Below are 22,931 nucleotides of genomic sequence, written 5' to 3'. Positions count from 1 at the left end.
GTGAAACGACTCTTACGTCGCAAGTCGCGCCACCGGCGTGTCCTAGACTGGAAGGGTTGGCGGAGTGTGCGCTGGGAGGCGATCGATATCTCGACTATGTCCGAGGCGACGGCGGTGAAACGGCCGATCGGCCAGACGATCAAGGCATACGTCTCGTTGACGAAGCCGCGCGTGCTCGAGCTTCTGCTCGTCTCCACCGTGCCCGTCATGTTCCTCGCCGAAGGCGGGATGCCCGACCTGTGGCTCGTGCTCGCGACCGTGATCGGCGGCTCGATGAGCGCAGGGTCCGCGGCGTCGTTCAACATGTACCTCGATCGGGACATGGACGCCCACATGCACCGCACGGCGAAGCGTCCGCTGGTCACCGGCGAGATCTCGCCGCGCGCCGCGCTGATCTTCTCCTGGACGCTCGCCGTGGCATCCACTCTCTGGCTGCTCGCGACGACGAACTGGCTGACAGCCGCGCTCTCGGTGGCAGCGATCTTCTTCTATGTCGTGATCTACACGATGATCCTCAAGCGCCGTACCGAGCAGAACATCATCTGGGGCGGAATCGCCGGGTGCTTCCCCGTCGTGATCGGTTGGTCCGCTGTCACCGGTGACGTCGCGTGGCCGGCCGTCGTGCTGTTCGCGCTGGTGTTCCTGTGGACGCCGGCGCACTACTGGCCGCTGTCGATGAAGTACCGCGACGACTACGAGGGCGCCGACGTCCCCATGCTCGGCGTCACCCGCAACGCGTCCCAGGTCGGACTCCAGGTCATCCTGTACGCATGGGCCACGCTCGCGTGCTCGCTGCTGCTGATCCCGGTGGCCGACATGGGTCTGGTGTACTCCGTGTCCGCGGTGGTGTTCGGCGGGTGGTTCGTGTACGAGTCGCACCGGCTGTACTCGCAGGCGGTGCGTGGAACGAACCCGCGTCCGATGCGGGTGTTCCACGCATCCATCACCTACCTGACGCTGATATTCGTGGCCGTGGCGGTCGACCCGCTGCTGCCGTTCTGATCCTCTTCGGCGTCATCGTCTGCGGTCTCGGCCGCTGAATCGGTCGGGGCTTCGGCGTCTTCGTGCGCCGCGTCCGTGCGGGATCCGCTAGCCTCATCGGCCTGCGCGGACCAGTCGATCTGCTCGACGACGGCCGGGGCGGCGTGGGGGACGAGCGACTTCGCCGCCGCAAGCGCGAGGGTGAGGAGCACTCCGATCACTCCGGCTCCCAGCAGCGCGGCGCCGACGACGATCCACGGCTGGCCGACATAGACCTCGACCCCGGTCGCCGTTCCGTCCAGCAGGCGAGCGGTCATGGTGGCGGTGTTGTCGGAGATGATCCAGCCGCCGACGGCGGCGGAAGCGAGCGAGAGGACGAGCAGGAGCCAGTACGAGACGCTGCGTGTGAGTGATTTCTTCATGCCGACGAGCCTCACGGACGCGTTGATGCGCGCGCTGTGCAGCGCTTATGCGCGGCCTGTGCGCACGGCCCCGTCCCCGCTCGCCTCAGGGCATCGGACGCTTCATGCGCAGCACCGTCACGGTGTACGCCGCCGCCGAGAGCGACGCGAGCACCATGTGGATGCCCACCAGCAGCTCCGGCAATCCCTCACGCGACTGCCAGATGCCGACCCCGACCTGCACGACGATCGCGGCCACGAGCACCAGCAGCCAGCGGCGCGGAGCGAGCTGTCGCATCCATGCGATCACGGTCAGGGCCGCGACCAGGACGGCGAGGACGTACCCGGGCCAGGAGTGCACATGGGCGAGGATCGTGGCGTCGAAGCCGTCGCGCACGACGTTCGCATCGCCGGAGTGCGGTCCGGATCCTGTCGTCAGCACGCCGAAGAAGATGGTCACGGCCAGCGCGAGGCCGGTGATGTGCGACAGGATCGCGAACCAGCGGGGCACGACGCGCTCGCGGTTCGTGCCGGGCTCGTACATCCGCACGAGATACGCAGCGGTCACGCACACCAGGAGGAGCGATGATGCGTAGTGGAAGCCCACGATGTAGGGATTCAGGCCCGTGAGCACGGTGATGCCTCCGACGAAGGCCTGCGCGACCACGCCGATCAGCACGATCCACGCGAGCAGGGTCAGATCGCGTCGACGGGGAGTGATCCGCATCGAGTGCACGGCGCCCACCACCGTCGCCAGCAGCAGTCCGAGTGAGAAGAACGGGAATGCCGGGACCCCGGCCGCCCAGGCCACGGCGAAGCAGAGCACGCCTGCGCCGATTCCTCCGAGCGCGAACCACAGTGCGGCCTTGAGGGAGCGGCGTCCGCCGACGGCGGTCAACGTGAGCAGGAGCACGGCGATCGCGATGATGCCGACCACGCCCGTCATCGTCCGGTTTCCGAACTCGATGACGCCGTGGATGCCCTGCTCCGGTGTCGGCACCAGCGACTCCGGCGTGCACAGCGGCCACTCAGAACATCCGAGACCGGACCCGGTCAGACGCACGGCTCCGCCGGTCGCGATGATGATCACCTCGGCGATGAACGACAGCCACGCCAGCACTCGCAGCGGTCGGCCGAAGGCTGGGGAGTGGCTGTCCCCGCGGCCTTCGTATGGTGAAGTGGCGGCGCGCGCTGCGGTGTCGGGCATGTGTCCTCCGGTTCCGCGCCCGAGCGTACGGGCGCGGCCCGTTTGTCAGGGGGAACCTGTAGAATCGGATTGTTGCGATGCCCGCGGAAAGCGCGAGGTGCATCACCAACAGTTTAGGCGCGAAGAATGCGTCCGTGATGAGGCCCACCAGCGGCACCCACACCCGTGAACTCGAGCGGGCCATGAGGTGTCGGGGCGGATGACACCGTTGAGGCCTGACAAGGAGAGTGTGATGTCGGATGTGCTGATCGACCGCCCGGAGCTCGATGGTCTGGGGGTGTACGAGTTCGGCTGGCACGATGAGGACGCCGCAGGCGCCATCGCGAAGCGAGGTCTCTCCGAAGACGTCGTTCGCGGCATCTCCGCGCTCAAGAACGAACCCGAATGGATGCTGAAGACCCGTATGAAGGGTCTGTCGCTGTTCGGGCGCAAGCCGATGCCGACGTGGGGTGCAGATCTCAGCGACATCGACTTCGACAACATCAAGTACTTCGTCCGCTCCACCGAGAAGCAGGCGCAGTCGTGGGAAGACCTTCCCGCCGAGATCCGTGAGACCTACGAGCGTCTCGGGATCCCGGAGGCCGAGCGCCAGCGCCTCGTCGCCGGTGTGGCCGCGCAGTACGAGTCCGAGGTCGTCTACCACCAGATCCGTGAAGACCTCGAGCAGCAGGGCGTCATCTTCATGGACACCGACACGGCGCTGCGCGAGCACCCCGAGTTCTTCGAGGAGTACTTCGGCAGCGTGATCCCGGCCGGTGACAACAAGTTCGCCGCGCTCAACACGGCCGTCTGGTCGGGCGGATCGTTCGTGTACGTGCCCAAGGGCGTGCACGTCGAGATCCCGCTGCAGGCCTACTTCCGCATCAACACCGAGAACATGGGGCAGTTCGAGCGGACCCTGATCATCGCCGACGAGGACAGCTACGTCCACTACATCGAGGGCTGCACGGCCCCGATCTACAAGTCGGACTCGCTGCACTCCGCCGTGGTGGAGATCATCGTGAAGAAGAACGCACGCGTTCGCTACACGACGATCCAGAACTGGTCGAACAACGTCTACAACCTCGTCACCAAGCGCGCGGTCGCCCATGAGGGCGCCACCATGGAGTGGGTCGACGGCAACATCGGCTCCAAGGTCACGATGAAGTACCCGTCGATCTACCTGATGGGTGAGCACGCCAAGGGCGAGACGCTCTCCGTGGCCTTCGCCGGCCCCGGCCAGCACCAGGACGCCGGCGCGAAGATGATCCACATGGCTCCGTACACGCAGTCCTCGATCGTCTCCAAGTCGATCGCCCGCGGCGGTGGTCGCGCCGGCTATCGCGGCGAGGTCCGAGTGGACGCCAACGCGCACCACTCCGCGAACACCGTGCGCTGCGACGCGTTGCTGGTCGATACCAAGTCCCGCTCCGACACGTATCCGGCGATCGACATCCGCGTCGACGACGTGCAGCTCGGCCACGAGGCCACGGTCTCGAAGGTCAGCGAAGAGCAGCTCTTCTACCTGCAGTCCCGCGGCATGCCTGAGGACGAGGCGATGGCGATGATCGTGCGAGGCTTCATCGAGCCGATCGCGCGCGAGCTGCCGATGGAATACGCCATGGAACTGAACAAGCTCATCGAGATGGGCATGGAAGGATCGGTCGGCTAGATGGCGGCCTCGACGACAGCGCCCAGCGAGGCGCAGCAGACGAACGCGCCCCAGGCAGGCGCGCACATCGACCCGGCCGCGCAGGTCGCGGCTGCCGGATTCGTTCCGGTGCAGACGCGTTCGGCGCGACCCCGCTCATTCGAGCCGGGCGACTTCGGTGCACCGACCGGCCGTGAGGTCAACTGGAAGCACACCCCGGTCGACCGTCTCTCGGGCATGTTCGCCGTCGCGGCTCAGAACGACGGCGTCGACTACGAGATCACGGCCGGCGATCAGTACATCGCCGAGCCGCTGACCGCCGGCACCGCGCCGCGCGGCGAGCACTTCCTCTCCGAGGACGTCGTCTCGGCCGTCGCATGGCAGGGCGCGAGCGAGTCCCTCCACGTGCGCATCCCGCGCGAGGAGGAGGTCGCAGAGCCGATCGTCGTGACGATCACGGGCAAGGGGGCGGACGCGAGAGCCGATGCCCACATCGTGATCGAGGCGCTCGAGCGCAGCTCGGCCACGGTGATCCTGCGTCACCTCGGGTCCGCGCAGTACGCCCAGAACGTCGAGATCATCGCGCGCGCCGGGTCCCGGCTGACCGTCGTGTCGGTGCAGCGCTGGGACGACGACGCCGTGCACGCCGCATCGCACCAGGCCCGCGTCGACAATGACGCCGTGCTCAAGCACTTCGTGGTCAGCTTCGGCGGCGGACTCGTGCGAGTGAACCCGAATGTCGAGCTCGCGGGCAGCGGCTCGGAGGGCTACCTCTACGGACTCTCGTACGCGGATGCGGGGCAGCACCTGGAGAGTCAGGTCTACCTGCACCACAAGGGCGCCCACACCAAGGGCGACGTGCTGTACAAGGGCGCGCTGCAGGGCGAGAGCGCGCACAGCGTGTGGATCGGCGACGTGCTGATCGGTGCGGACGCCACCGGCACCGACTCGTACGAGGCGAACCGCAACCTGGTGCTCACCGAAGGCGCTCGCGCCGACTCGATCCCCAACCTGGAGATCGAGACCGGCGACATCCTCGGTGCAGGCCACGCGAGCGCGACCGGTCGTTTCGACGACGAGCAGCTGTTCTACCTGCAGGCACGAGGGATCACCGAGGAAGAGGCACGCCGTCTCGTCGTCCTCGGCTTCCTCACCGACATCGTGCAGCGGCTCGGCATCCCGGCCCTCGAGGAGGAGCTGCTCATCGCCATCGAGGCCGAGCTCGCGGCGGTGAGCGCATGAGCGCACAGCGCGCCTGCGGTCTGAGCGAACTCGAGCAGGACACCCCACTGCGCGTGGAGCTCGACGGCGTGCCGATGGCCGTCGTGCTCGACTCGGCGGGTGAGGTGCACGCCATCGGCGACACCTGCACCCACGGCGAGATCTCCCTCTCCGAAGGCTTCGTCGAGGGCGACACGCTGGAATGCTGGGCGCACGGCTCCGCGTTCTCGCTGCGCACCGGCATCCCCCAGAATCTCCCCGCATATGAGCCCGTTCCGGTCTACGTCGTCGAGATCGACGGCGACGACGTGCTCATCGATCCGACTGTAACTAAGGAAGTCTGAATGTCTGTTCTCGAGATCCGCGACCTGTACGTCACGGTCGACACCGAGGCCGGGACGACCCCGATCCTCAACGGCATCACCCTCACGATGAACACGGGTGAGACGCACGCCATCATGGGCCCGAACGGTTCGGGCAAGTCCACACTGGCGTACACGATCGCCGGCCACCCCAAGTACACCGTCACGAGCGGGTCGATCACCTTCGACGGTGAGGACGTCCTCGCCATGACCGTGGACGAGCGCGCGCGGGCCGGTCTGTTCCTCGCCATGCAGTACCCGGTCGAGATCCCCGGCGTCACCGTGACGAACTTCCTGCGCACGGCCAAGACGGCTCTCGACGGTGAGGCACCGTCGATCCGCTCGTGGACCAAGGACGTCAAGGGCGCCATGACGAACCTTCGCATGGACCCGAAGTTCGCGCAGCGCAACGTCAACGAGGGCTTCTCCGGCGGCGAGAAGAAGCGCCACGAGATCCTGCAGCTCGAGGTGCTCAAGCCGAAGTTCGCGATCCTCGACGAGACCGACTCCGGTCTCGATGTCGATGCGCTGAAGATCGTCTCGGAAGGCGTGAATCGCGCCAAGGAGAACACCGGTCTCGGCGTCCTGCTGATCACGCACTACACCCGCATCCTCCGCTACATCCGTCCTGACCACGTGCACGTGGTCGTCGCGGGCAAGATCGTGGAAGAGGGCGGTCCTGAGCTCGCCGACCGGCTCGAGGACGAGGGATACGACCGTTTCCTCGACCCTGCAGCCCCGATAGAGGCGTAGGCTGATCGCATGACCGCGACTCTTGCTCCAGAGAAGTTCGACGAGGTCACCGAGGCTCTCAAGGACGTGATGGATCCGGAGCTCGGGATCAACGTCGTCGATCTCGGACTCATCTACGATCTCGCCTGGGACGACGAGAACGACGCACTCGTGATCCACATGACGCTCACGAGCGCCGGTTGCCCGCTCACCGACGTGCTCGAGGAGCAGACGGCGCAGGCGCTCGACTCGGTCGTCGACCGATTCCGCATCAACTGGGTGTGGATGCCGCCGTGGGGTCCCGAGCGGATCACCGACGACGGGCGCGACATGATGCGTGCGCTCGGCTTCGCCATCTGACACCGCCGTGAGCGCGTCGGTCCGAGCTCTCCCGCTCGAGCAGTTGCGCGAGCGCACGAGCGAGAAGTGGCGGGAGTATCCCGCCGATGTCCTGCCGTTGTTCGTGGCGGAGACCGACTTCCCGCTGGCTCCGGCGATCACGCGGGCCCTCGAGCGCGCCGTCGCGACCGGCGACACCGGTTACGTCGCGTCGCGCACACCACTCGCAGCGGCGTACGCGGAGTTCGCTGAACGACGGTTCGGATGGACGCCGGATCCCGGGCGCATGCGCTCGACCGCCGACGTCAGCATGGGCATCGTGGAGATCCTCCGGCGTGTCACGTCACCGGGCGAACGCGTGATCGTGATGCCGCCCGTGTACCCGCCGTTCTACGATCTCGTGGAGGAAGCCGGCGCGGTGGTCGAGCGGGTGCCGCTGCGCGACACCGGGACGGCGTGGGAGATCGACCTCGACGGCATCCGCACAGCGCTCGAGGGCGGTGCATGCGCCGTGCTGCTGTGCAGCCCGCACAATCCGACCGGTACCGTGCACTCCGCTGTCTCCCTCGCACGTCTCGCCGAGCTCGCCGCTGCGCACGGAGCGGCGGTGGTCTCCGATGAGATCCACGCGCCGCTCGCTCAGCCGGAAGCCGGATTCACACCGTTCCTCGCTGTGTCGGATGCCGCGCGCGAGATCGGGTACGCCCTCGTCAGCGCGAGCAAGGCGTTCAATCTGGCTGGGCTCAAGTGCGCTCTGATGGTCACGGCATCCGACGGACCGACGCGGGTGGTGCGCTCTCTGCCGATAGAGGTGGAGTGGCGTACCGGCCAGTTCGGTGTTCTCGCCGCCGTCGCGGCGTTCAGTGCGGAGAGCGATGAGTGGCTCGACGGCCTGCTCTCGACCCTCGACGACAACCGGCGTCTCATCGCGGATCTCATCGCCGCCCATCTGCCCGGCGCGCGCTATCGGATGCCGGACGCCGGCTACCTCGCCTGGATCGACCTGACCGACCTCGGTTGGGGCGAGAACCCGGCCAGACGGATCCTGCGTGAGGCGAAGGTCGCACTGCACTACGGACCCGCCTTCGGTGCGGAGGGCGCAGGTCACGTGCGGGTGAACTTCGGCACGAGCCCCGAGATACTCTCGGAGGCCTTCGAGCGCATCGCCGCGATGCCGGAGCTGTGACCGACGTCGGTCGTCGAGGCGCCCTGCCCGGGCCGTGCCAGTCGCAGTGAGACGATCAGCAGCGCCACGGCGATCATCGCGGTGACCGGCGTCGTGCCGATGACCAGCAGGCCGACGATGGCCACCGTACCGATGGCACTCGCAGCGACGAGTCGTGCGGCGGAGCGCGTAGGGGTGGGAATCCGTCGCGCTTCGATCCCGGCGAGCAGGAAGGCGATGCCGGCCGTCAGCACCACGACGGTCACGAGCCACATCGGCCTCGTCATCCACCACTCGATGCTGCTGGGCTCTGGCAGAGCGATGCCCGTCGTCATCGCGAACACGGCCGAGACGCCCGCCATCGCCAGGAGCACCGGCATGTGCCAGAGGTAGATCGTCATCGCGCGGGGAGTGACGAAGGTGAGGAAGCGGTGAGGGAGGGGGAGCCTGCTCCATCTCTCGACGCGCTCGCGCATGATCGACAGCACCATGGTGTGCGCCACTCCGACCAGGAGGAGCGAGGCGGTGGGGGGATTGATGTTCGCGATCAGGTCGGGGGAGTAGACGCCCGTCACGAAGGTGACGATCAGCGCGGCCACTGCTCCCGCGGCCACCACGGTCCTGGTGCGGCGGCTCAGTGCATCGATGCGTCCGTCAGCGAAGAAGAAGCCGAGCTGCTGCAGTGCGAGCCAGACGAACGCGAGATTCATGAAGCCGAAGCCGTCGATGCCCGTCGTGTTCCGCACGGCGTCCACCGCCACGGCAGTGGCGACCATAACAGTGATCGTCATCCAGGGCGCGCGACGGTGGGCGGCCGCGAAGAGCGGCAGCAGAGCCTGGCAGAGCAGGAACACACCGAGGAACCAGAGCGGCTGCCCGTAGCGGTATCCTGCTATCGCGACGAGGTCGGCCGGTACCCCGTTGAGCAGGAGCACCGTCAGTACGACACCCACGATGCCGATCGTGAACACCGCGGGCAGAACGAGCCGGTGGATGCGGGCTGCGACGAACTCCCGCGCGGTGCCGCCGCGCTGCTGCGCGCGTCGAAGCGCCGTGTAGCCGGCGAATCCGCCGATGACGAAGAACAGCGGCATGACCTGGAGCACCCAGCTCAGCGGCGTGATCCATGCGGCGCCGTCGCTCGCATTGGCGAACAGCGGGCCCGCGTCGGTGACGGTGACACCCACCATCAGCGAGTGCAGCACGACGACGCCGAGCACGCACAGCGCTCGGACCAGGTCGATGCCGGTGTCGCGCGTCGGCGTGCTCGTCGTGATGCTGGATCGCAGTTCTGCGATGGCCATGAAGTCCTCCTCGGTGGGTGTTCGAGGAGGCTATTCACGCAGTGACCCGGGTCGCATCACCCTGCGGGGTCGACATGACCCCTACCGCGGTAGGGGCGGATCAGGCGGGCTCTGCGAGGCCGGTGTCGTAGGCGAAGATCACGGCCTGCACGCGGTCGCGCGCGCCGATCTTGGCGAGGACCTTGCCCACGTGGGTCTTCACGGTCTGCTCTGCGATGAACAGCGTCGCGGCGATCTCGCTGTTCGAGCGGCCCTGCCCGATGAGCACGAGCACCTCTCGTTCGCGGTCGGTCAGCTCTGCGAGCAGATTTCCGGATGCCGTGGTGCGCGGCTTCTGCGCAGCGAACTGCGCGATCATCCGTCTGGTCACACTCGGCGAGAGCAGCGCGTCGCCCGCGGCGATCACGCGCACGGCATGGACGAGCTCTTCAGGCAGGGCGTCTTTCAGCAGAAAGCCGCTGGCACCGGCCTGCAGAGCGTCGTAGACGTAATCGTCGATGTCGAACGTCGTGAGCATGAGGATGCGCGGCACCTTGGCCGCGGGGTATCCGGGGCCCAGGATGCGCCTCGTCGCCTCGATGCCGTCGAGTTCCGGCATCCGCACGTCCATCAGGATGACGTCGGGATCGAGCCTGGCCGCGAGCGAGACCGCCTCGGCACCGTCCGATGCCTGGCCGGTGACCGTGATGCCCTCGTGCGCGTCGAGGAGTGCGGCGAACCCGGCGCGCACCATCGCCTGATCGTCGGCGATGAGGACTTCGATGCTCACACACTCTCCTGCTCGGATATCCATGGGAGCGCTGCGGCGACAGTCCAGCCGCCGTCCGCATCCGGACCGGCCTCCAGAGTACCGTCGACGAGTGCGACGCGTTCGCGCATTCCGCGGAGCCCGTGCCCACCGGACGGCACCGACCCAGGGGAGACGGATGCCTCACCGGTCGCGGCGGTGTTGTGCACTCGGAGGCGGATCACCGTGTCGTCCGTGCGGACGCTCACCGAGACGCGAGAGCCTGGGGCGTGCCGCACGGCGTTGCTCAGCGCCTCCTGGACGATGCGGAACGCGGCGATCTGCACGCCGGCCGGCGCCGCGGTGACATCTGCGGTGACCAGCTCCAGCCCGACATCCACTCCCGCGCGGCGGATGCTGTCCACGAGCGCGGGAATGTCCTCGATCCCTTTCTGCGGCGCGAGTTCGGCGGACTGGTCCTCCGTTCGGAGCACGCCCAGCAGCCGACGCATCTCCGTGAGCGATGAACGCGCGGTCGCAGCGAGGTCGTCGAACTCGGCCGCGACCTCGCTGGGAAGATCCGACAGCCGGTATCGGGCGGTGGACGCCTGCACCTGGATCACCGACATGCTGTGCGCGACCACATCGTGCAGTTCACGGGCGATACGGGTGCGCTCCTCGACGAGTTCCCTGCGCGCCTGCTCCTCCGCGGTGTGCTCACGCTGACGGGTGAGCTCGTCGCCCAGGCGCAGCCGCGCTGCCAGCAGCGCCGCGATGAGGTAGATGCCGCCGACGACGGAGGTGGTGACGATGAGGGAGTTCGCACTCGGCACGGTCGGGAGCATGATCGACGCGATGAGCCCCGACCCCGTGCCCAGTGCGAACGTGATCAGGCCGCGGCGCCATCCGTGCTGGAAGGTGAGGGCGGCCACGGTGACGGCGAAGGAGATGAGCATCGGCACCGACCACGGCCACGGCGCGGTGAGCGCGGCATCTCTGCTGATGGTCAGAGGCACCAGCACAGCCGTCACGGTGAACATGATGATCGCCAGGTTCGGATACCGGACGCCGACGAGCGCGGCAGTGACCGCGACCGCGGCGAGCAGCATCATGATCGGAACCGAGCTCGCGTACAGCGCGACGTGCACGGGGACCATGACCGAGTACAGCGTGATCGCGATCACCGAGAGGATCACGACCATCACCGTGCGGCGGCTGATCGGAGGGCGAGCGGCCCGCGCGCGCTCCTTCTGCTCGCGCCGGTTCTTCTTCAGTTCGCGCTTGTGTTCGCGCTTCTCGATTCGGGCCGCCCTCATGGGTGTCATCCTGTCACCCCGGCCGGGTCGCCGGCGCGAGCCTCATCGGCGACGATGGATCCGGCGTCGGAGGCTGCGGCCCCGCGGCGACGACGGACGGCCGAGGCCACCCGATCGATCACGAAGCCCAGAACCAGTGCGAAGGTGACGCCGATGACGACGCTGAGCAGGGGCTGATCCTCGAGCCAGTGGCCGGCGAGCAGGCCGATGCCTGCGCTGTAGGCCGCCCAAGTCACGCCGCCGATCATGCTCAGGGGCAGGAATCGTCGCCACGAGTAACCGAGCGCTCCGGCCGACATATTCACGGCGACGCGGCCCACCGGGATGTAGCGGGCGCCGAGGATCAGGGGAGCGCCGTTGCGGGACAGTGTGCGCTGCGCGCGGTCGAATGCGGCGGCGACCTTGGGACGGCGCATCCATGCGAAGCGGGTGGTGCCGAGTGAGCGGCCGATCGCGTAGGCGATGTTGTCGCCGATGATCGCTCCGAGCGCCGCGACGGCGATCAGGAGCGGGATGTTCGTCTCCCCGGAGGATGCCGCCACCGCCGCAGCAGCGACGAGCACGGTCTCACTCGGAATGGGAGGGAAGAAGCCATCGATCACAGCCGTCGCGAACATCACGAGGTAGAGCCATGGTGAGGCCGCGGCTTGAAGGATGAGGTCGTTGATGATGTCCACCCGTAGAACGTACGTATCGGCCGGGTGCGCACACATCACCCTCAGGTATCGAGGTCGTCATACTGCGGAGGGGTCTTGTCCATGTGCCTGTGGGCGTCCTGACAGACGGGCCGACCTATACTGAGAGGCTGGCCCGGTGTCTTCACACTTCGCGGGCCACTCCACCCCTCCCTGACGAAACGGAGCATCGCTGTGCTTGCCGTGCACGACCTCGAGATTCGCGTTGGCGCCCGCCTCCTCATGGATGGCGTGTCGTTCCGCGTCTCCGACGGCGACAAGATCGGTCTGGTCGGACGCAACGGCGCCGGCAAGACGACTCTGACGAAGGTGCTTGCAGGAGACGTGCTGCCCTCCGACGGCAAGGTCACGAAGTCCGGCGAACTCGGCTATCTTCCTCAGGATCCCCGCACCGGTGACCCGGAGATGCTCGCACGTACCCGCATCCTCGATGCGCGAGGCCTCGGCACGATCCAGCTCGGCCTGACCAAGGCGGCCGAGGACATGGCGTCCTCCGACCCTGCGGTCGCCGACAAGGCGATGCGTCGATTCGGGAACCTCACCGAGCAGTTCGAAGGGCTCGGCGGCTACGCGGCGGAGGCAGAGGCGGCATCCATCGCGAACAACCTCTCCCTGCCGGATCGGATCCTCGACCAGCCGCTCTCGACGCTCTCCGGCGGTCAGCGCCGACGCATCGAGCTCGCGCGCATCCTGTTCTCGGATGCCCAGACGATGATCCTCGATGAGCCCACCAACCACCTCGATGCCGACAGTGTCGTGTGGCTGCGCGAGTTCCTCAAGAACTACAAGGGCGGGCTGATCGTGATCAGCCACGATGTCGAACTCGTCGGCGAGACGGTCAACAGGGTGTTCTACCTCGACGCGAACCGTCAGAGCATCGACATCTACAACATGAACTGGAAGAACTACCTGCGTCAGCGGGTGGCGGACGAAGAACGTCGCAAGAAGGAGCGCGCGAACGCCGAGAAGAAGGCGACGACTCTGCAGCAGCAGGCCGCGCGATTCGGCGCGAAGGCGTCCAAGGCCGCAGCAGCCCACCAGATGGTGGCTCGTGCGGAGAAGCTGCTCGCGGGGCTCGATGACGTGCGCGAGGTCGATCGGGTCGCGAAGCTGCGCTTCCCCAAGCCGGCGCCGTGCGGGAAGACCCCGATGATGGCGACCGGGCTGTCGAAGTCGTACGGCTCGCTGGAGATCTTCACGGATGTCGACCTGGCGATCGACCGCGGATCCAAGGTCGTCGTCCTCGGCCTCAACGGTGCGGGGAAGACGACCCTGCTGAGGATGCTCGCCGGTGTCGATCAGCCGGACACGGGGGAGCTGCAGCCCGGCTTCGGCGTCAAGATCGGCTACTACGCGCAGGAGCACGAGAACCTCGACGTCGAACGGTCCGTGCTGCAGAACATGGTCTCGGCGGCTCCGCACATCACCGAGATGGAGGCGCGGCGTGTTCTGGGTTCGTTCCTCTTCACGGGCGACGATGTGCTCAAGCCCGCTGGTGTCCTCTCCGGCGGCGAGAAGACGCGCCTGTCCCTGGCGACCCTCGTCGTGTCCTCTGCGAACCTGCTGCTGCTCGATGAGCCGACGAACAACCTCGATCCGGCCTCCCGCGAGGAGATCCTCGACGCTCTGGCGCACTACGAGGGCGCCGTGGTGCTCGTCTCGCACGATCCGGGCGCCGTGCAGTCGCTCAATCCCGAGCGCGTGCTGATCCTGCCCGACGGTGTCGAGGACATCTGGAGCCAGGAGTACCAGGACCTGATCGAGCTCGCGTAGCCCACTGCGTGCTGCTGTTAGCGTCGAGGTATGACGAGGCAGCAACTGGCGAAGTCGTTCGAGAACATCGGCGAGGAGTACGACCGGTTCCGGCCGGGTTTCCCGGACGCCGCTGCGGCCGAGATCCTTCCGTCCCGCGTGAGCGCGGTGCTCGATCTCGGGGCCGGCACCGGCAAGTTCACCGCGCTGCTGCCCGCTCGTGCCGGTCGGGTGATCGCCGTCGAGCCGTCCGAGGCGATGCTCGACGTGCTGCGGGCGAAGCTTCCCGGCGTCGAAGCGATCGCGGCGGGTGCGGAGAGCATTCCGCTGCCGGACGCATCGGTGGATGCCGTCACCGTCGCGCAGGCCTTCCACTGGTTCGATCGGGAGCCGGCGTGCGCCGAGATCGCACGGGTGCTGGTGCCGGGCGGGACTCTGGGGCTGCTCTGGAACCACTCCGATCCTGACTGCGCGTGGGACCGCGCCTGCCATCGGATCGCGCATCCGGCCGTGGCCGAGAAGGACGCCACGACCGATTCCGCAGCGGACGAGCTGCCCGGCTTCACCTTCGACCGCAGGGCTGAGATCGCATGGTCGGAGAGCATCACCCGTGCCGACTACATCGCCCGTTGGCTCACCGTGAGCAGCTTCCTGGTCGCCGACGACGAGACCCGCGCGCAGATGGTGGCTCGACTCGAGGCGATTCTGGATGCTGATCCCCAGACCGCGGGTCGCACGCGGTTCGAGCTCCCGATGCTGACGGACGTGTTCGTCTACACGGCCTCCTGACCGCGGATCAGGTCCCGTTCGCGAGGGCGCCTGCGCTCCGCCGCGTCTACAGCATCCGTTCCGAGTGGGCGGTGACGTCGAACACCGCGCCCAGCGGATGCCGCAGCGCGAGTGCCTGAGCGGCATTCAGTCCACGCAGCTCTGCGCGCAGCATCCGTCCGATCATCTCGTGCGTGACCAGGACCGGGGTCCCCTCGGCTTCCCAACCGCACGTCGACAGTGCCTTGCGCGCACGACCCCGTGCGATCGCATAGCTCTCGCCGCCGCCGGGAAAAGCCCATCCGTATCGATTCTCCGCGCGGGCCGCCCTCGCTCCTGGGAAGGCCTCCTCGATCTCCGCGCGCGTCATCCCGGCCATCGCCCCCATGTGGAGCTCGCTGAGCTCCGGCACCTCGATGAGATCGGCGCCGAGCCGTTCGGCGATGATGACCGCTGTCCGCAGGGCTCGGCCCAGCGGACTGGAGCACACCGTGCGCACTCCGAGCGGCAAGAGCCGCTCTGCGACCGCCGACGCCTGGGCGATCCCCTCGGCCGTCAGACCCGAATCGAGCTGTCCGTGCAACCGTCCCTCGAGGTTCCACCGCGTCTGACCGTGGCGGACCATCAGCAGGCGCTGCGGCACGTGACGGTCTTCCGGGATCATGCCCTCAGATTGGCATATCCGGACCCGAAACCGGAGTCCTCAGTCCACGCCGAGGAACGAGCGGTCGGTGAGCACGATCGGACCGTCCTCTGTGACGGCGATCGTGTGCTCGGAGTGAGCGCCGCGCGAACCGTCGACGCTGCGCAGGGTCCAGCCGTCGGGGTCGGTGACGAGTTCGTCCGTGGTGGCGAGCAACCAGGGCTCGATCGCGAACACGAGACCGGCGCGCAGCGGGAACCCGCGTCCCGCGCGCCCGTCGTTCGGGATGTGCGGGTCGCCGTGCATGATGCGGCCGACGCCGTGCCCGCCGAAGTCGGTGTTGATGGAATAGCCCTCGCCGTGCGAGATCGCGGCGATCGCCGCCGAGATGTCGCCGATGCGATGGCCGACCGTCGCGGTCTCGATCGCCGCATCCAGCGCGCGCTGCGTGGTGTCGATGAGACGGAGATCCTCATCCCGAGGCGTGCCCACCACGAACGACACGGCGGAGTCGGCGACCCAGCCGTCGACCGAGACGGCGAAGTCCAAGGTCACCAGGTCGCCGTCGCGCAGAGTGTAGTCATGGGGGAGTCCGTGCAGCACCGCATCGTTGATCGAGGTGCAGATGACCTTGCCGAAGGGGCTGGCGCCGAACGAAGGGTGGTAGTCGATGTAGCACGACTCCGCTCCGCGCGCGCGGATCATGTCGTGCGCCCGCTGATCGATCGAGAGGAGATTCGTTCCGATCCTGGTCTCGTCGCGCAACGTCGCCAGTGTCTCGGCGACGAATCGTCCGGCCGCTCGCATCTCGTCGATCTCGGCAGGGGTGCGCAGTTCGATCATGGTGTTCCTCTCGTCCCCTCCATTCTCTCCGATCTGCGCGGCCTGTCCGATCGCGCCCGTCCATGCTCACAGCGAACACCCGCCGTGCGCGCAGGCGAGCGTCGTACGATCTGAGCATGTGGTTGCGACGCGCTTTCTACCGATGGCTGATGCCGGCGGCTTTCGTGCTGCCGCTGTGGCTGCTGATCGGCTGGGGCATCTTCAACGCCGGGGGATGGGCGTTCCTCTGGGTTCTCTTCATCGCGATCCCGTCCGTCTTCATCGGTCAGCTCACGCTCACACTGCTGGTGCGCGCGCGTGCATCCGTGCGCGAGACGCGCATGGTCTCCTGGTGGGACGTGCTCGGCTTCACCGTGTGGCACGCGCTGACGATCGCGGTCGGATGCTATCCGCAGGCGTGGTTCCCCCTTCTGCTCACCGGAGCCATCGTCGTGGCGATCGCCATGTTCTGGCTGGTGCTGAGGCAGCTGTGGGACGAGGCGCGCGGTGCGGTCGGCATCAGCGTCACCACTCCGGCCGGCACGATGCCGACAGCCGAGCCGCAGCCTGCAGCCGAGCCCCGGCGCCCGCGGCAGACGAGCGCTCAGGGCGATGTCTTCGTCATCCGGGAGAAGCCGGCCTCAGAGCACTGATCCGTGTTTTGGCGCCATGCCGGATCCATGGCAGAATAGATCTTTGTGCCGTCACCGGCTCTGCCCCAGGGGAGCCCGCGGTCGCATCATGCGCCGTAAAGCACACATTCACGTAATCCTTCCATTCCATGCATCCGACCTGAGGCGAGTGCAGAGAGAGACGATCATGCAGATCCTGGACGCCGTCGACGCGGCTTCGCTCCGTTCCGACATTCCTGTCTTCAACCCCGGTGACACCGTCAAGGTGCACGTGAACATCACCGAGGGCACCCGCTCCCGTGTCCAGGTCTTCCAGGGCATCGTCATCGGCCGCCAGGGCGATGGCGTGCGCGAGACCTTCACGGTCCGCAAGATCAGCTTCCAGGTGGGCGTCGAGCGCACCTTCCCCGTGCACAGCCCGGTGATCGACCACATCGAGGTCGTCACCCGTGGCGATGTGCGTCGCGCGAAGCTCTACTACCTGCGCGAGCTCCGTGGCAAGAAGGCCAAGATCAAGGAGAAGCGCGGCTGACAGCCGCCCGCTTCTCAAAGGCACCCCGGGACACAGCGTCCCGGGGTGCCTTTGTTCGTCCAGGAGTGTGCGAACCTAGATGATGCCGTCAGAGCGCGGTGCGAAGAACCCCTGAAGGAATGCGATGACGACTGAATCCGCCCCCGACGTGCGCCCCAGGAGGCGACGCGGATTCCTGATCTTCCTTCGAGACGTGCTGGTGATCATCGTCATCGCCGCGCTGGTGTCCTTCCTCGTGAAGACCTTCGTGGTGCGCTCGTTCTACATCCCGTCCGCCTCGATGGAGCGCACGCTTCTCGTCAACGACCGGATCCTCGTCGACGAGCTGACGCCGAGGTGGACGGGCTACGAACGCGGCGATGTCGTGGTGTTCCAGGACCCGGGCGGGTGGCTCCCCGCGCACGCGCAGGAGCCGGCAGGCCCGCCGCTCGTCGAAGCCGTCGACTCCCTGCTCACGCTGATCGGCCTCTCCGCCTCCGACAGCGAGGACCATCTCGTGAAGCGCCTGATCGGGCTGCCGGGCGATCACGTGGTCTGCTGCAACTCCCTCGGCCAGATCGAGATCAACGGCGCCCCGATCGACGAGCTGTCCTATCTGAACCTGCCCGAGGGCGACACCGCGGCATCGAATGAGCCCTTCGACGTCACTGTTCCGGCGGATTCGCTCTGGCTGATGGGCGACAACCGCGACCGATCGCAGGATGCACGCGCTCATCAGGACCTCCCCAGTGGTGGCTTCGTGCCGCTGGACAACGTCGTGGGCAAGACCTTCCTGACCACCTGGCCGCTCGACCGGATCGGCACGGTCGACGGCCATCACGACATCTTCAACGGCGTACCGGAACCGCAGGGATGACCGTCGTCGCGCCCACGCTGCGCCTCGAGCGCAAGCTGCTCGCCGAGTTCGACCTGATCATCGCGCTCGACGAGGTCGGTCGGGGTGCGCTGGCCGGACCTGTCGCCGTCGGCGCGTCGGTGATGGATGCCGCGGGCTGCAGGCGCCGCGTCCCCGAAGGGCTCCGCGACTCGAAACTCGTCACCGAGAGACGCCGGCCCGACGTGGCGGCCAGGGCTGCGTCGTGGGTGCAGGCCTCCGGTGTCGGCTGGGCCACGGCGGCCGAGATCGATGATGCGGGCATCATGCATGCGCTGGGACTCGCGGCATCCCGAGCGATCGACGCGGTCGTCGCCCTCGGTGCGTCGCTCGACGGCGCGCTGGTGATCCTCGACGGCAACCACGACTACGTGTCCCGTGTGCACCCGGCTCCGCTGGAGGTGCGCTCGGTGATCAAGGGCGACCGCGACTGCGCCTCGGTGTCCGCGGCATCCGTGATCGCCAAGGTCGCGCGGGATTCGCACATGACCGAACTGCACGTCGATCACCCCTCATATCAGTGGGATCGCAACAAGGGTTACGCAAGCCTCGAGCACCGCGCCGCGATCAGGGACGGCGGCCTCTCGCCCTTCCATCGGGCGTCGTGGGCGATCGCCGATGCCCCCACGCTCTTCTGAACTCATAGGATGGACTCATCATGGACGAAGAGGCATTCGACGATTACGACCGCGAACTCGAACTCGCACTGTTCCGCGAGTATCGCGACGTCGTGGGGCAGTTCCAGTACGTCGTCGAGACCGAGCGCCGGTTCTACCTCGCGAACGAGGTGAATGTCGTCCGCCGGGACACGGAGCACGACTTCTACTTCGAGATCTCGATGACCGACGTGTGGGTCTGGGACATCTACCGTGCCGACCGGTTCGTGAAGGCGGTCAGGGTGCTGACGTTCAAGGACGTCAACGTCGAAGAGCTGCAGCGACGGGAGTTCGAGCTCCCCGAGGAGCTGTCGCTCGACGGCAAGTGACTCTTCCGGCACGGTGTTTCTTTTCCGTGCGGAATCCACAGCTCGTGTGAATCACGCGGGCGACGATCCGGAGATTGCGCGCATGCTGTCTCCATGGCAGCGAAAGACGACCTCGGCCGCGCAGGTGAAGACCGCGCGGCACAGCACCTGACGGCCCGCGGGTATCGGATCCTCGACCGCAACTGGCGGTGCGCGCAGGGCGAGCTCGACATCGTCGCCGAGCACGACGACGTGCTGGGTATCGTCGAGGTCAAGACGAGGCGCAGCACCGGTTACGGCCATCCGTTCGACGCGATCGACGAGCGCAAACGGCAACGACTGTGGCGCCTCGGGTACGCGTGGGCGGCCGAGCACCCCGGGCTCGCCGGGCATCGGATGCTGCGCCTCGAGATCATCGGGATCATAGGAGCGGACCCGGCGACCGGTGTGCTCGAGCATCTCGTGGATCTGCGATGAAGACGGCGCGCACCTGGGCAGTGGCGCTCACCGGTGTGGACGGCCATCTCGTCGAGATCGAGGCGGACGTGTCGAATCAGACGCCGGGGTTCAAGATTGTGGGACTGCCGGACAAGGCGCTCGGCGAAGCCGCGCAGCGCGTGCACAACGCCGTGACCAATGCACAGCTGCAGCTCACCCGCCGCCGGCTGACGGTGAACCTTTCGCCGGCGAGCCTGCCCAAGCACGGCAGCGGGTTCGATCTCGGCATCGCCGTGTCGGCCGTGGCCACGGGCGGAGTGCTCGACGCCGCGTCGATCGCGCGCACCGTGCACATCGGAGAGCTGGGACTGGACGGCCGGGTGCGCCCCGTTCCGGGGGTGCTTCCCGCGGTGTTCGCGGCCGCACGCGCGGGTTTCGAACGGGTCATCGTGCCTCACGCCAACGAAGCCGAGGCGAAGCTGGTCCCTGGGATGCAGGTGCGCGCGGCGACGACGCTCGCCGAAGTGGCGATGTGGCACGGCGCCGACATCGCGCCGGCAGACGTGGAGCCCGTGGCAGCGGCCGTCGCGCCGCGACCCGAGCCCGAGACGCTCGATCTCGCCGATGTCGTCGGGCAGGAGGAGGCCGTCGAGGCCCTGATCGTGGCCGCGGCCGGCGGGCATCACCTGCTGATGAGCGGCCCGCCAGGAGCCGGGAAGACGATGCTGGCGCGTCGGCTGCCCGGCATACTGCCTCCGCTGAGCGAGGAAGCCGCCCTCGAGGTCGCCTCCATCAGATCGCTCTCCGGCGGCTTCGTCGACGTCCTCGACGACCTGCCGCCTCTGGAAGCACCGCATCACAGCACCTCTGTGGCGGCACTCGTCGGCGGCGGATCGAGAGCCGTCCGGCCGGGTGCGATCGTTCGCGCGCATCGAGGCGTGCTGTTCCTCGACGAGTTGGGTAATGGAAAGTGCACCTCCTGATCAAGGAGGAGGCACATGGAGACTCTGGAACGTCGTCCTGGCACGCATGCGCGTCCGGGCCGCGCAACTCGCGCGGTGGTCTACGCAGCGTTCAATCACACTGGTCCTGAGGTCCCGGTCGCGGGGACAAAACCGATCTATCTGTATCTGCGGTTGTCGAAATATCACAAGGACAAAGCGGATGCCATCGAGCGGCAGAGGATCGATCTGACGCGGATGTTGGCTCTTGAAGGTGGCTGGACTGTGATGGGGGAGTATATCGACAATGACTCCGCAAGCTCGTCGGCACAAAAGACGCGGAAGGGCTGGCGTCAGCTAAATCTGGACATCAAGGCTGAGAAGGTGAAGGCGGTCGCCTTCTGGAAGCTTGACCGGACGAATCGAATCGCCGCGAAGTGCATCGAGTGGATCGGTGATTGCCAGCGCGCGAGTGTTCAGTTGCGATCCCATCAGGACTCGACCGATGAACTGAATACTGCGACGGCCGGAGCGAAACTGGTGACCGGGATCAAAGCGCTGCTGGCGGAAGTTGAGACAGATTCGATGAGCGAGCGGCAGCTTGCTTCGAAGCGACACCTTGCCGAGGCTGGCTTCCATCACGGTGGAACACCACCCTTTGGCTGGATGTCCGGACCACGCGTCACGGATGAGCTGGGTCGCACGGGGATTCGGCTGGTTCCTCATCCGGTAGAGCATCAGGCATTGAAGGATGCAGTGGATATGGTTCTGGCCGGGAAGAGCTTGTCCCAGATCGGTCGCTACTGGAAGGAGCAGTACGGGATCACGACGGCTTCCGGCGCATTCGTATACGAGGCGACGATCTACCGGTCGTTGGTCTCGCCACGAATGATCGGATACCGGATGCGACAGGTGCCTGAGCATCAGCGAGGTGTGAAGCTTGATCTTCTTGACTACATCGCTTTGGACGCAAATAGTCAACCGGTGGTCTCACAGGAGCCGGTGTGTGATCGCGCAACCTGGTTGCGCGTGCGGCGCTTGTTGGAGCAGGCCAAGACTTCCAAGGCGCGGAAGCCGTGGGGCTCCCATGAGTGGCTTTTGACGGGACTCCTGTTCTGCCGGTGCGGTGGACGTCTTTACGGCCTTCAGAAGACGCGGAAGCGCGCTGGTGGTGAGTCCGAGACTGAGTATGTGTACCGCTGCATGACGAACCGGCATCGTGGTGCGGGGAACTGCCCGGGCAGCTGCACCATCGGTGCGCGCAAGGCTGAGGCTTACGTGTTGGGCTGGTTCTTCTCCCAGATCACCGACGACGCGTTGGCGAAGGCCCGCGCCAGGCGGAGGCTGGCGCGGGCAGACGATGAGGTGAACACTCTCCTTACTCAGCTCGATGAAGCCACCGCGGAGAAGGACGCTCTTCTGCTCAAGCAGGGAACCGCGGCTTACAAGGGGGCGATGGTGACCGTGCTCCTCGGGCTCATCGAGGACGCCCAGAACCGCATCGATGCTCTCCAACGCCGGGTGGACGCGGTGGAACTGGACGAGCTGATGATCGTTGACGGCCCGGACGTGATTCGTTCGTGGGAGAGCAAGGGGATCAAGGAAAAGCGAAACTATCTACGCCGGATGATCCACCAGATCGACGCCCTGCCGGGACGCGGACCTATCGAGGAGAGGATCAAGATCACTCCGGTGGGTTGATCCTCGAGACCAGGTCAGCCGAGTCAAGGAGTAGAGCGAGATCTTCGATTACTCCGATCGGTACGGGGTTCGCGATGCGACGGGCGACACCGTCATGCCATCCCGCATCGAACTCGGCGTAGTCGCCGGGGTCGACGAGTCCGGCGAGCTTCGTCGGTGAGGGGCATGGAACCGACTCGCTCATCCCACTTCACCCACCAGGCCGCTGTAGAACGCGTCCTCCTCGGCGCGCCGGACTCGCACATCGGAGTGCATGTACTCCACGAAGTCTTCTTCCCTGTTCGGAATGATGATGTCCTCAACTGGTTCGACGGGTTCTTCGCCGGGCCAGATGATGCGGCGGGTGGGACGGTCGGTGTTCAGGCGTGTGCCGCAGGCGGCGGTCCAGTCGCGGAGGCGTTCGCGAGCTTCGGCGAAGTCGCGGTGCCAGACGAGCATGGCGCTGCCCTTGGCTTCGGGGTGGATCGCGCACAGCCAGTGGATGTGGAGCGCGGAGAGCTCCCATACGAGCTCGGGGTGGCGGTGCCAGAACGGTGGGACGACGGCGACGGGCAGCCCGTAGGTGTGGCGTAGCCAGTGCACCCATTCGTTGAGTGCGAGCCACTCCTCTTCTGCGGCCTCAGCAGTGAGGAAGTTCCAGTTCACCGGCCCCGGAGGCCCGGCCAGTCCCTCATCGTCAGCGCCGGAGGTCTCGGAGTCCGGGTCGTAGCTCTCATCGAACTCGTCCTCCGCCACCTCACTCGGATCGAGGCCAGTTGTGTCGGGTAGTTCATCGACCATGATC

27 protein-coding genes are annotated in these 22,931 nt (G+C 66.7%); 17 read left to right on the top strand and 10 right to left on the bottom strand.

All coding sequences use genetic code 11. The annotated features are described in order from the left end of the window. Window positions 1-96: 96 nt before the first annotated feature. The gene (locus ACYVG2_RS14630) at window positions 97-1,002 is read left to right on the top strand and encodes a heme o synthase (RefSeq protein WP_460781670.1); all 906 of its coding nucleotides are present in this window, start codon (window positions 97-99) and stop codon (window positions 1,000-1,002) included. On the opposite strand, the gene ACYVG2_RS14625 is transcribed toward ACYVG2_RS14630, so the two are convergent. Both ACYVG2_RS14625 and ACYVG2_RS14620 read right to left on the bottom strand, forming a co-directional pair. Beyond that, window positions 948-1,403 carry a hypothetical protein gene (locus ACYVG2_RS14625; protein ID WP_460781669.1) on the bottom strand — a complete coding sequence of 152 codons (456 nt, stop codon included), beginning with the start codon at window positions 1,401-1,403 and terminating at the stop codon, window positions 948-950. The two genes, ACYVG2_RS14630 and ACYVG2_RS14625, sit on opposite strands and share 55 nt — an antisense overlap. An 85-nt stretch (window positions 1,404-1,488) precedes the next feature. After that, the gene (locus ACYVG2_RS14620; protein ID WP_460781668.1) at window positions 1,489-2,589 is read right to left on the bottom strand and encodes a COX15/CtaA family protein; all 1,101 of its coding nucleotides are present in this window, start codon (window positions 2,587-2,589) and stop codon (window positions 1,489-1,491) included. 232 nt (window positions 2,590-2,821) lie between these two features. On the opposite strand from ACYVG2_RS14620, the gene sufB reads away from it, so the two are divergent. The 6 genes from sufB to ACYVG2_RS14590 are packed head-to-tail and all read left to right on the top strand — an operon-like array spanning window position 2,822 to window position 8,059. Further along, complete coding sequence (gene sufB / locus ACYVG2_RS14615; protein ID WP_448965765.1) at window positions 2,822-4,240, top strand: Fe-S cluster assembly protein SufB; 1,419 nt, start codon at window positions 2,822-2,824, stop codon at window positions 4,238-4,240. Further along, complete coding sequence (gene sufD / locus ACYVG2_RS14610) at window positions 4,241-5,461, top strand: Fe-S cluster assembly protein SufD (protein WP_460781667.1); 1,221 nt, start codon at window positions 4,241-4,243, stop codon at window positions 5,459-5,461. Continuing rightward, entirely contained in the window at window positions 5,458-5,784 is a 327-nt protein-coding gene (locus ACYVG2_RS14605) for a non-heme iron oxygenase ferredoxin subunit (RefSeq protein WP_448965763.1), read from the top strand. The genes sufD and ACYVG2_RS14605 overlap by 4 nt, the downstream gene beginning before the upstream one ends. Beyond that, window positions 5,785-6,555: a Fe-S cluster assembly ATPase SufC gene (gene sufC, locus ACYVG2_RS14600; protein ID WP_448965762.1), complete on the top strand. Its 771-nt coding sequence runs from the start codon at window positions 5,785-5,787 to the stop codon at window positions 6,553-6,555. Between the two features lie 9 nt (window positions 6,556-6,564). After that, entirely contained in the window at window positions 6,565-6,894 is a 330-nt protein-coding gene (locus ACYVG2_RS14595) for a metal-sulfur cluster assembly factor (RefSeq protein ID WP_144796387.1), read from the top strand. 7 nt (window positions 6,895-6,901) lie between these two features. Then, a complete protein-coding gene (locus ACYVG2_RS14590; RefSeq protein ID WP_460781666.1) occupies window positions 6,902-8,059 on the top strand; it encodes a MalY/PatB family protein in 1,158 nt (385 codons plus the stop codon). Here ACYVG2_RS14590 and ACYVG2_RS14585 read toward each other — a convergent pair. From ACYVG2_RS14585 to ACYVG2_RS14570, 4 genes are all read right to left on the bottom strand, one after another. Further along, complete coding sequence (locus tag ACYVG2_RS14585) at window positions 7,978-9,342, bottom strand: acyltransferase family protein (protein ID WP_460781665.1); 1,365 nt, start codon at window positions 9,340-9,342, stop codon at window positions 7,978-7,980. The two genes, ACYVG2_RS14590 and ACYVG2_RS14585, sit on opposite strands and share 82 nt — an antisense overlap. A 100-nt stretch (window positions 9,343-9,442) precedes the next feature. After that, window positions 9,443-10,111 carry a response regulator gene (locus tag ACYVG2_RS14580; RefSeq protein ID WP_460781664.1) on the bottom strand — a complete coding sequence of 223 codons (669 nt, stop codon included), beginning with the start codon at window positions 10,109-10,111 and terminating at the stop codon, window positions 9,443-9,445. After that, window positions 10,108-11,385 carry a sensor histidine kinase gene (locus ACYVG2_RS14575; protein WP_460781663.1) on the bottom strand — a complete coding sequence of 426 codons (1,278 nt, stop codon included), beginning with the start codon at window positions 11,383-11,385 and terminating at the stop codon, window positions 10,108-10,110. Before ACYVG2_RS14575 ends, ACYVG2_RS14580 begins: the two co-directional genes overlap by 4 nt. A 5-nt stretch (window positions 11,386-11,390) precedes the next feature. Beyond that, on the bottom strand, window positions 11,391-12,062 hold the full coding sequence (locus ACYVG2_RS14570; protein WP_460781662.1) for a DedA family protein: 672 nt from the start codon (window positions 12,060-12,062) through the stop codon (window positions 11,391-11,393). A 192-nt stretch (window positions 12,063-12,254) separates the two neighbouring features. Here ACYVG2_RS14570 and ACYVG2_RS14565 point away from each other — a divergent pair, with 192 nt between their 5' ends. Further along, on the top strand, window positions 12,255-13,853 hold the full coding sequence (locus tag ACYVG2_RS14565; RefSeq protein WP_460781661.1) for an ABC-F family ATP-binding cassette domain-containing protein: 1,599 nt from the start codon (window positions 12,255-12,257) through the stop codon (window positions 13,851-13,853). 30 nt (window positions 13,854-13,883) lie between these two features. After that, window positions 13,884-14,621: a class I SAM-dependent methyltransferase gene (locus ACYVG2_RS14560; RefSeq protein ID WP_460781660.1), complete on the top strand. Its 738-nt coding sequence runs from the start codon at window positions 13,884-13,886 to the stop codon at window positions 14,619-14,621. A 46-nt stretch (window positions 14,622-14,667) separates the two neighbouring features. On the opposite strand, the gene ACYVG2_RS14555 is transcribed toward ACYVG2_RS14560, so the two are convergent. Together ACYVG2_RS14555 and map are read right to left on the bottom strand one after the other, a co-directional pair. Continuing rightward, window positions 14,668-15,264, bottom strand: coding sequence for a histidine phosphatase family protein (locus ACYVG2_RS14555; protein WP_460781659.1), 597 nt, complete (start codon window positions 15,262-15,264; stop codon window positions 14,668-14,670). A gap of 39 nt (window positions 15,265-15,303) precedes the next feature. After that, window positions 15,304-16,086, bottom strand: coding sequence for a type I methionyl aminopeptidase (gene map, locus ACYVG2_RS14550; protein WP_460781658.1), 783 nt, complete (start codon window positions 16,084-16,086; stop codon window positions 15,304-15,306). A 116-nt stretch (window positions 16,087-16,202) separates the two neighbouring features. On the opposite strand from map, the gene ACYVG2_RS14545 reads away from it, so the two are divergent. From ACYVG2_RS14545 to ACYVG2_RS14510, 8 genes are all read left to right on the top strand, one after another. Continuing rightward, window positions 16,203-16,718: an MFS transporter permease gene (locus tag ACYVG2_RS14545; RefSeq protein WP_460781657.1), complete on the top strand. Its 516-nt coding sequence runs from the start codon at window positions 16,203-16,205 to the stop codon at window positions 16,716-16,718. Between the two features lie 166 nt (window positions 16,719-16,884). Further along, the gene (gene rplS, locus ACYVG2_RS14540; RefSeq protein ID WP_307364253.1) at window positions 16,885-17,229 is read left to right on the top strand and encodes a 50S ribosomal protein L19; all 345 of its coding nucleotides are present in this window, start codon (window positions 16,885-16,887) and stop codon (window positions 17,227-17,229) included. Window positions 17,230-17,353: 124 nt separating this feature from the next. Next, window positions 17,354-18,085, top strand: a complete 732-nt coding sequence (gene lepB / locus ACYVG2_RS14535) for a signal peptidase I (protein ID WP_460781656.1) — start codon at window positions 17,354-17,356, stop codon at window positions 18,083-18,085. Beyond that, a complete protein-coding gene (locus tag ACYVG2_RS14530) occupies window positions 18,082-18,741 on the top strand; it encodes a ribonuclease HII (protein WP_460781655.1) in 660 nt (219 codons plus the stop codon). The genes lepB and ACYVG2_RS14530 overlap by 4 nt, the downstream gene beginning before the upstream one ends. A gap of 20 nt (window positions 18,742-18,761) precedes the next feature. Beyond that, window positions 18,762-19,088, top strand: a complete 327-nt coding sequence (locus tag ACYVG2_RS14525; RefSeq protein WP_033107234.1) for a DUF2469 family protein — start codon at window positions 18,762-18,764, stop codon at window positions 19,086-19,088. Window positions 19,089-19,181: 93 nt separating this feature from the next. Continuing rightward, complete coding sequence (locus ACYVG2_RS14520) at window positions 19,182-19,544, top strand: YraN family protein (RefSeq protein WP_460781654.1); 363 nt, start codon at window positions 19,182-19,184, stop codon at window positions 19,542-19,544. Continuing rightward, window positions 19,541-20,488 carry a YifB family Mg chelatase-like AAA ATPase gene (locus ACYVG2_RS14515; protein ID WP_460781653.1) on the top strand — a complete coding sequence of 316 codons (948 nt, stop codon included), beginning with the start codon at window positions 19,541-19,543 and terminating at the stop codon, window positions 20,486-20,488. Before ACYVG2_RS14520 ends, ACYVG2_RS14515 begins: the two co-directional genes overlap by 4 nt. A gap of 15 nt (window positions 20,489-20,503) precedes the next feature. Further along, a complete protein-coding gene (locus ACYVG2_RS14510) occupies window positions 20,504-22,147 on the top strand; it encodes a recombinase family protein (RefSeq protein WP_460781651.1) in 1,644 nt (547 codons plus the stop codon). Here ACYVG2_RS14510 and ACYVG2_RS14505 read toward each other — a convergent pair. Both ACYVG2_RS14505 and ACYVG2_RS14500 read right to left on the bottom strand, forming a co-directional pair. Next, window positions 22,131-22,331 (bottom strand): hypothetical protein, encoded by a 201-nt coding sequence (locus ACYVG2_RS14505; protein ID WP_460781650.1) that lies wholly within the window; start codon window positions 22,329-22,331, stop codon window positions 22,131-22,133. The genes ACYVG2_RS14510 and ACYVG2_RS14505 overlap by 17 nt on opposite strands. Then, window positions 22,328-22,927 (bottom strand): hypothetical protein, encoded by a 600-nt coding sequence (locus tag ACYVG2_RS14500; protein ID WP_460781649.1) that lies wholly within the window; start codon window positions 22,925-22,927, stop codon window positions 22,328-22,330. The genes ACYVG2_RS14505 and ACYVG2_RS14500 overlap by 4 nt, the downstream gene beginning before the upstream one ends. Window positions 22,928-22,931: the final 4 nt, after the last annotated feature.

This window comes from Microbacterium shaanxiense, from assembly GCF_054779995.1.
Note: the sequence above shows the minus strand (reverse complement) of the source record. Positions and strands in the feature narration are given on the sequence as shown.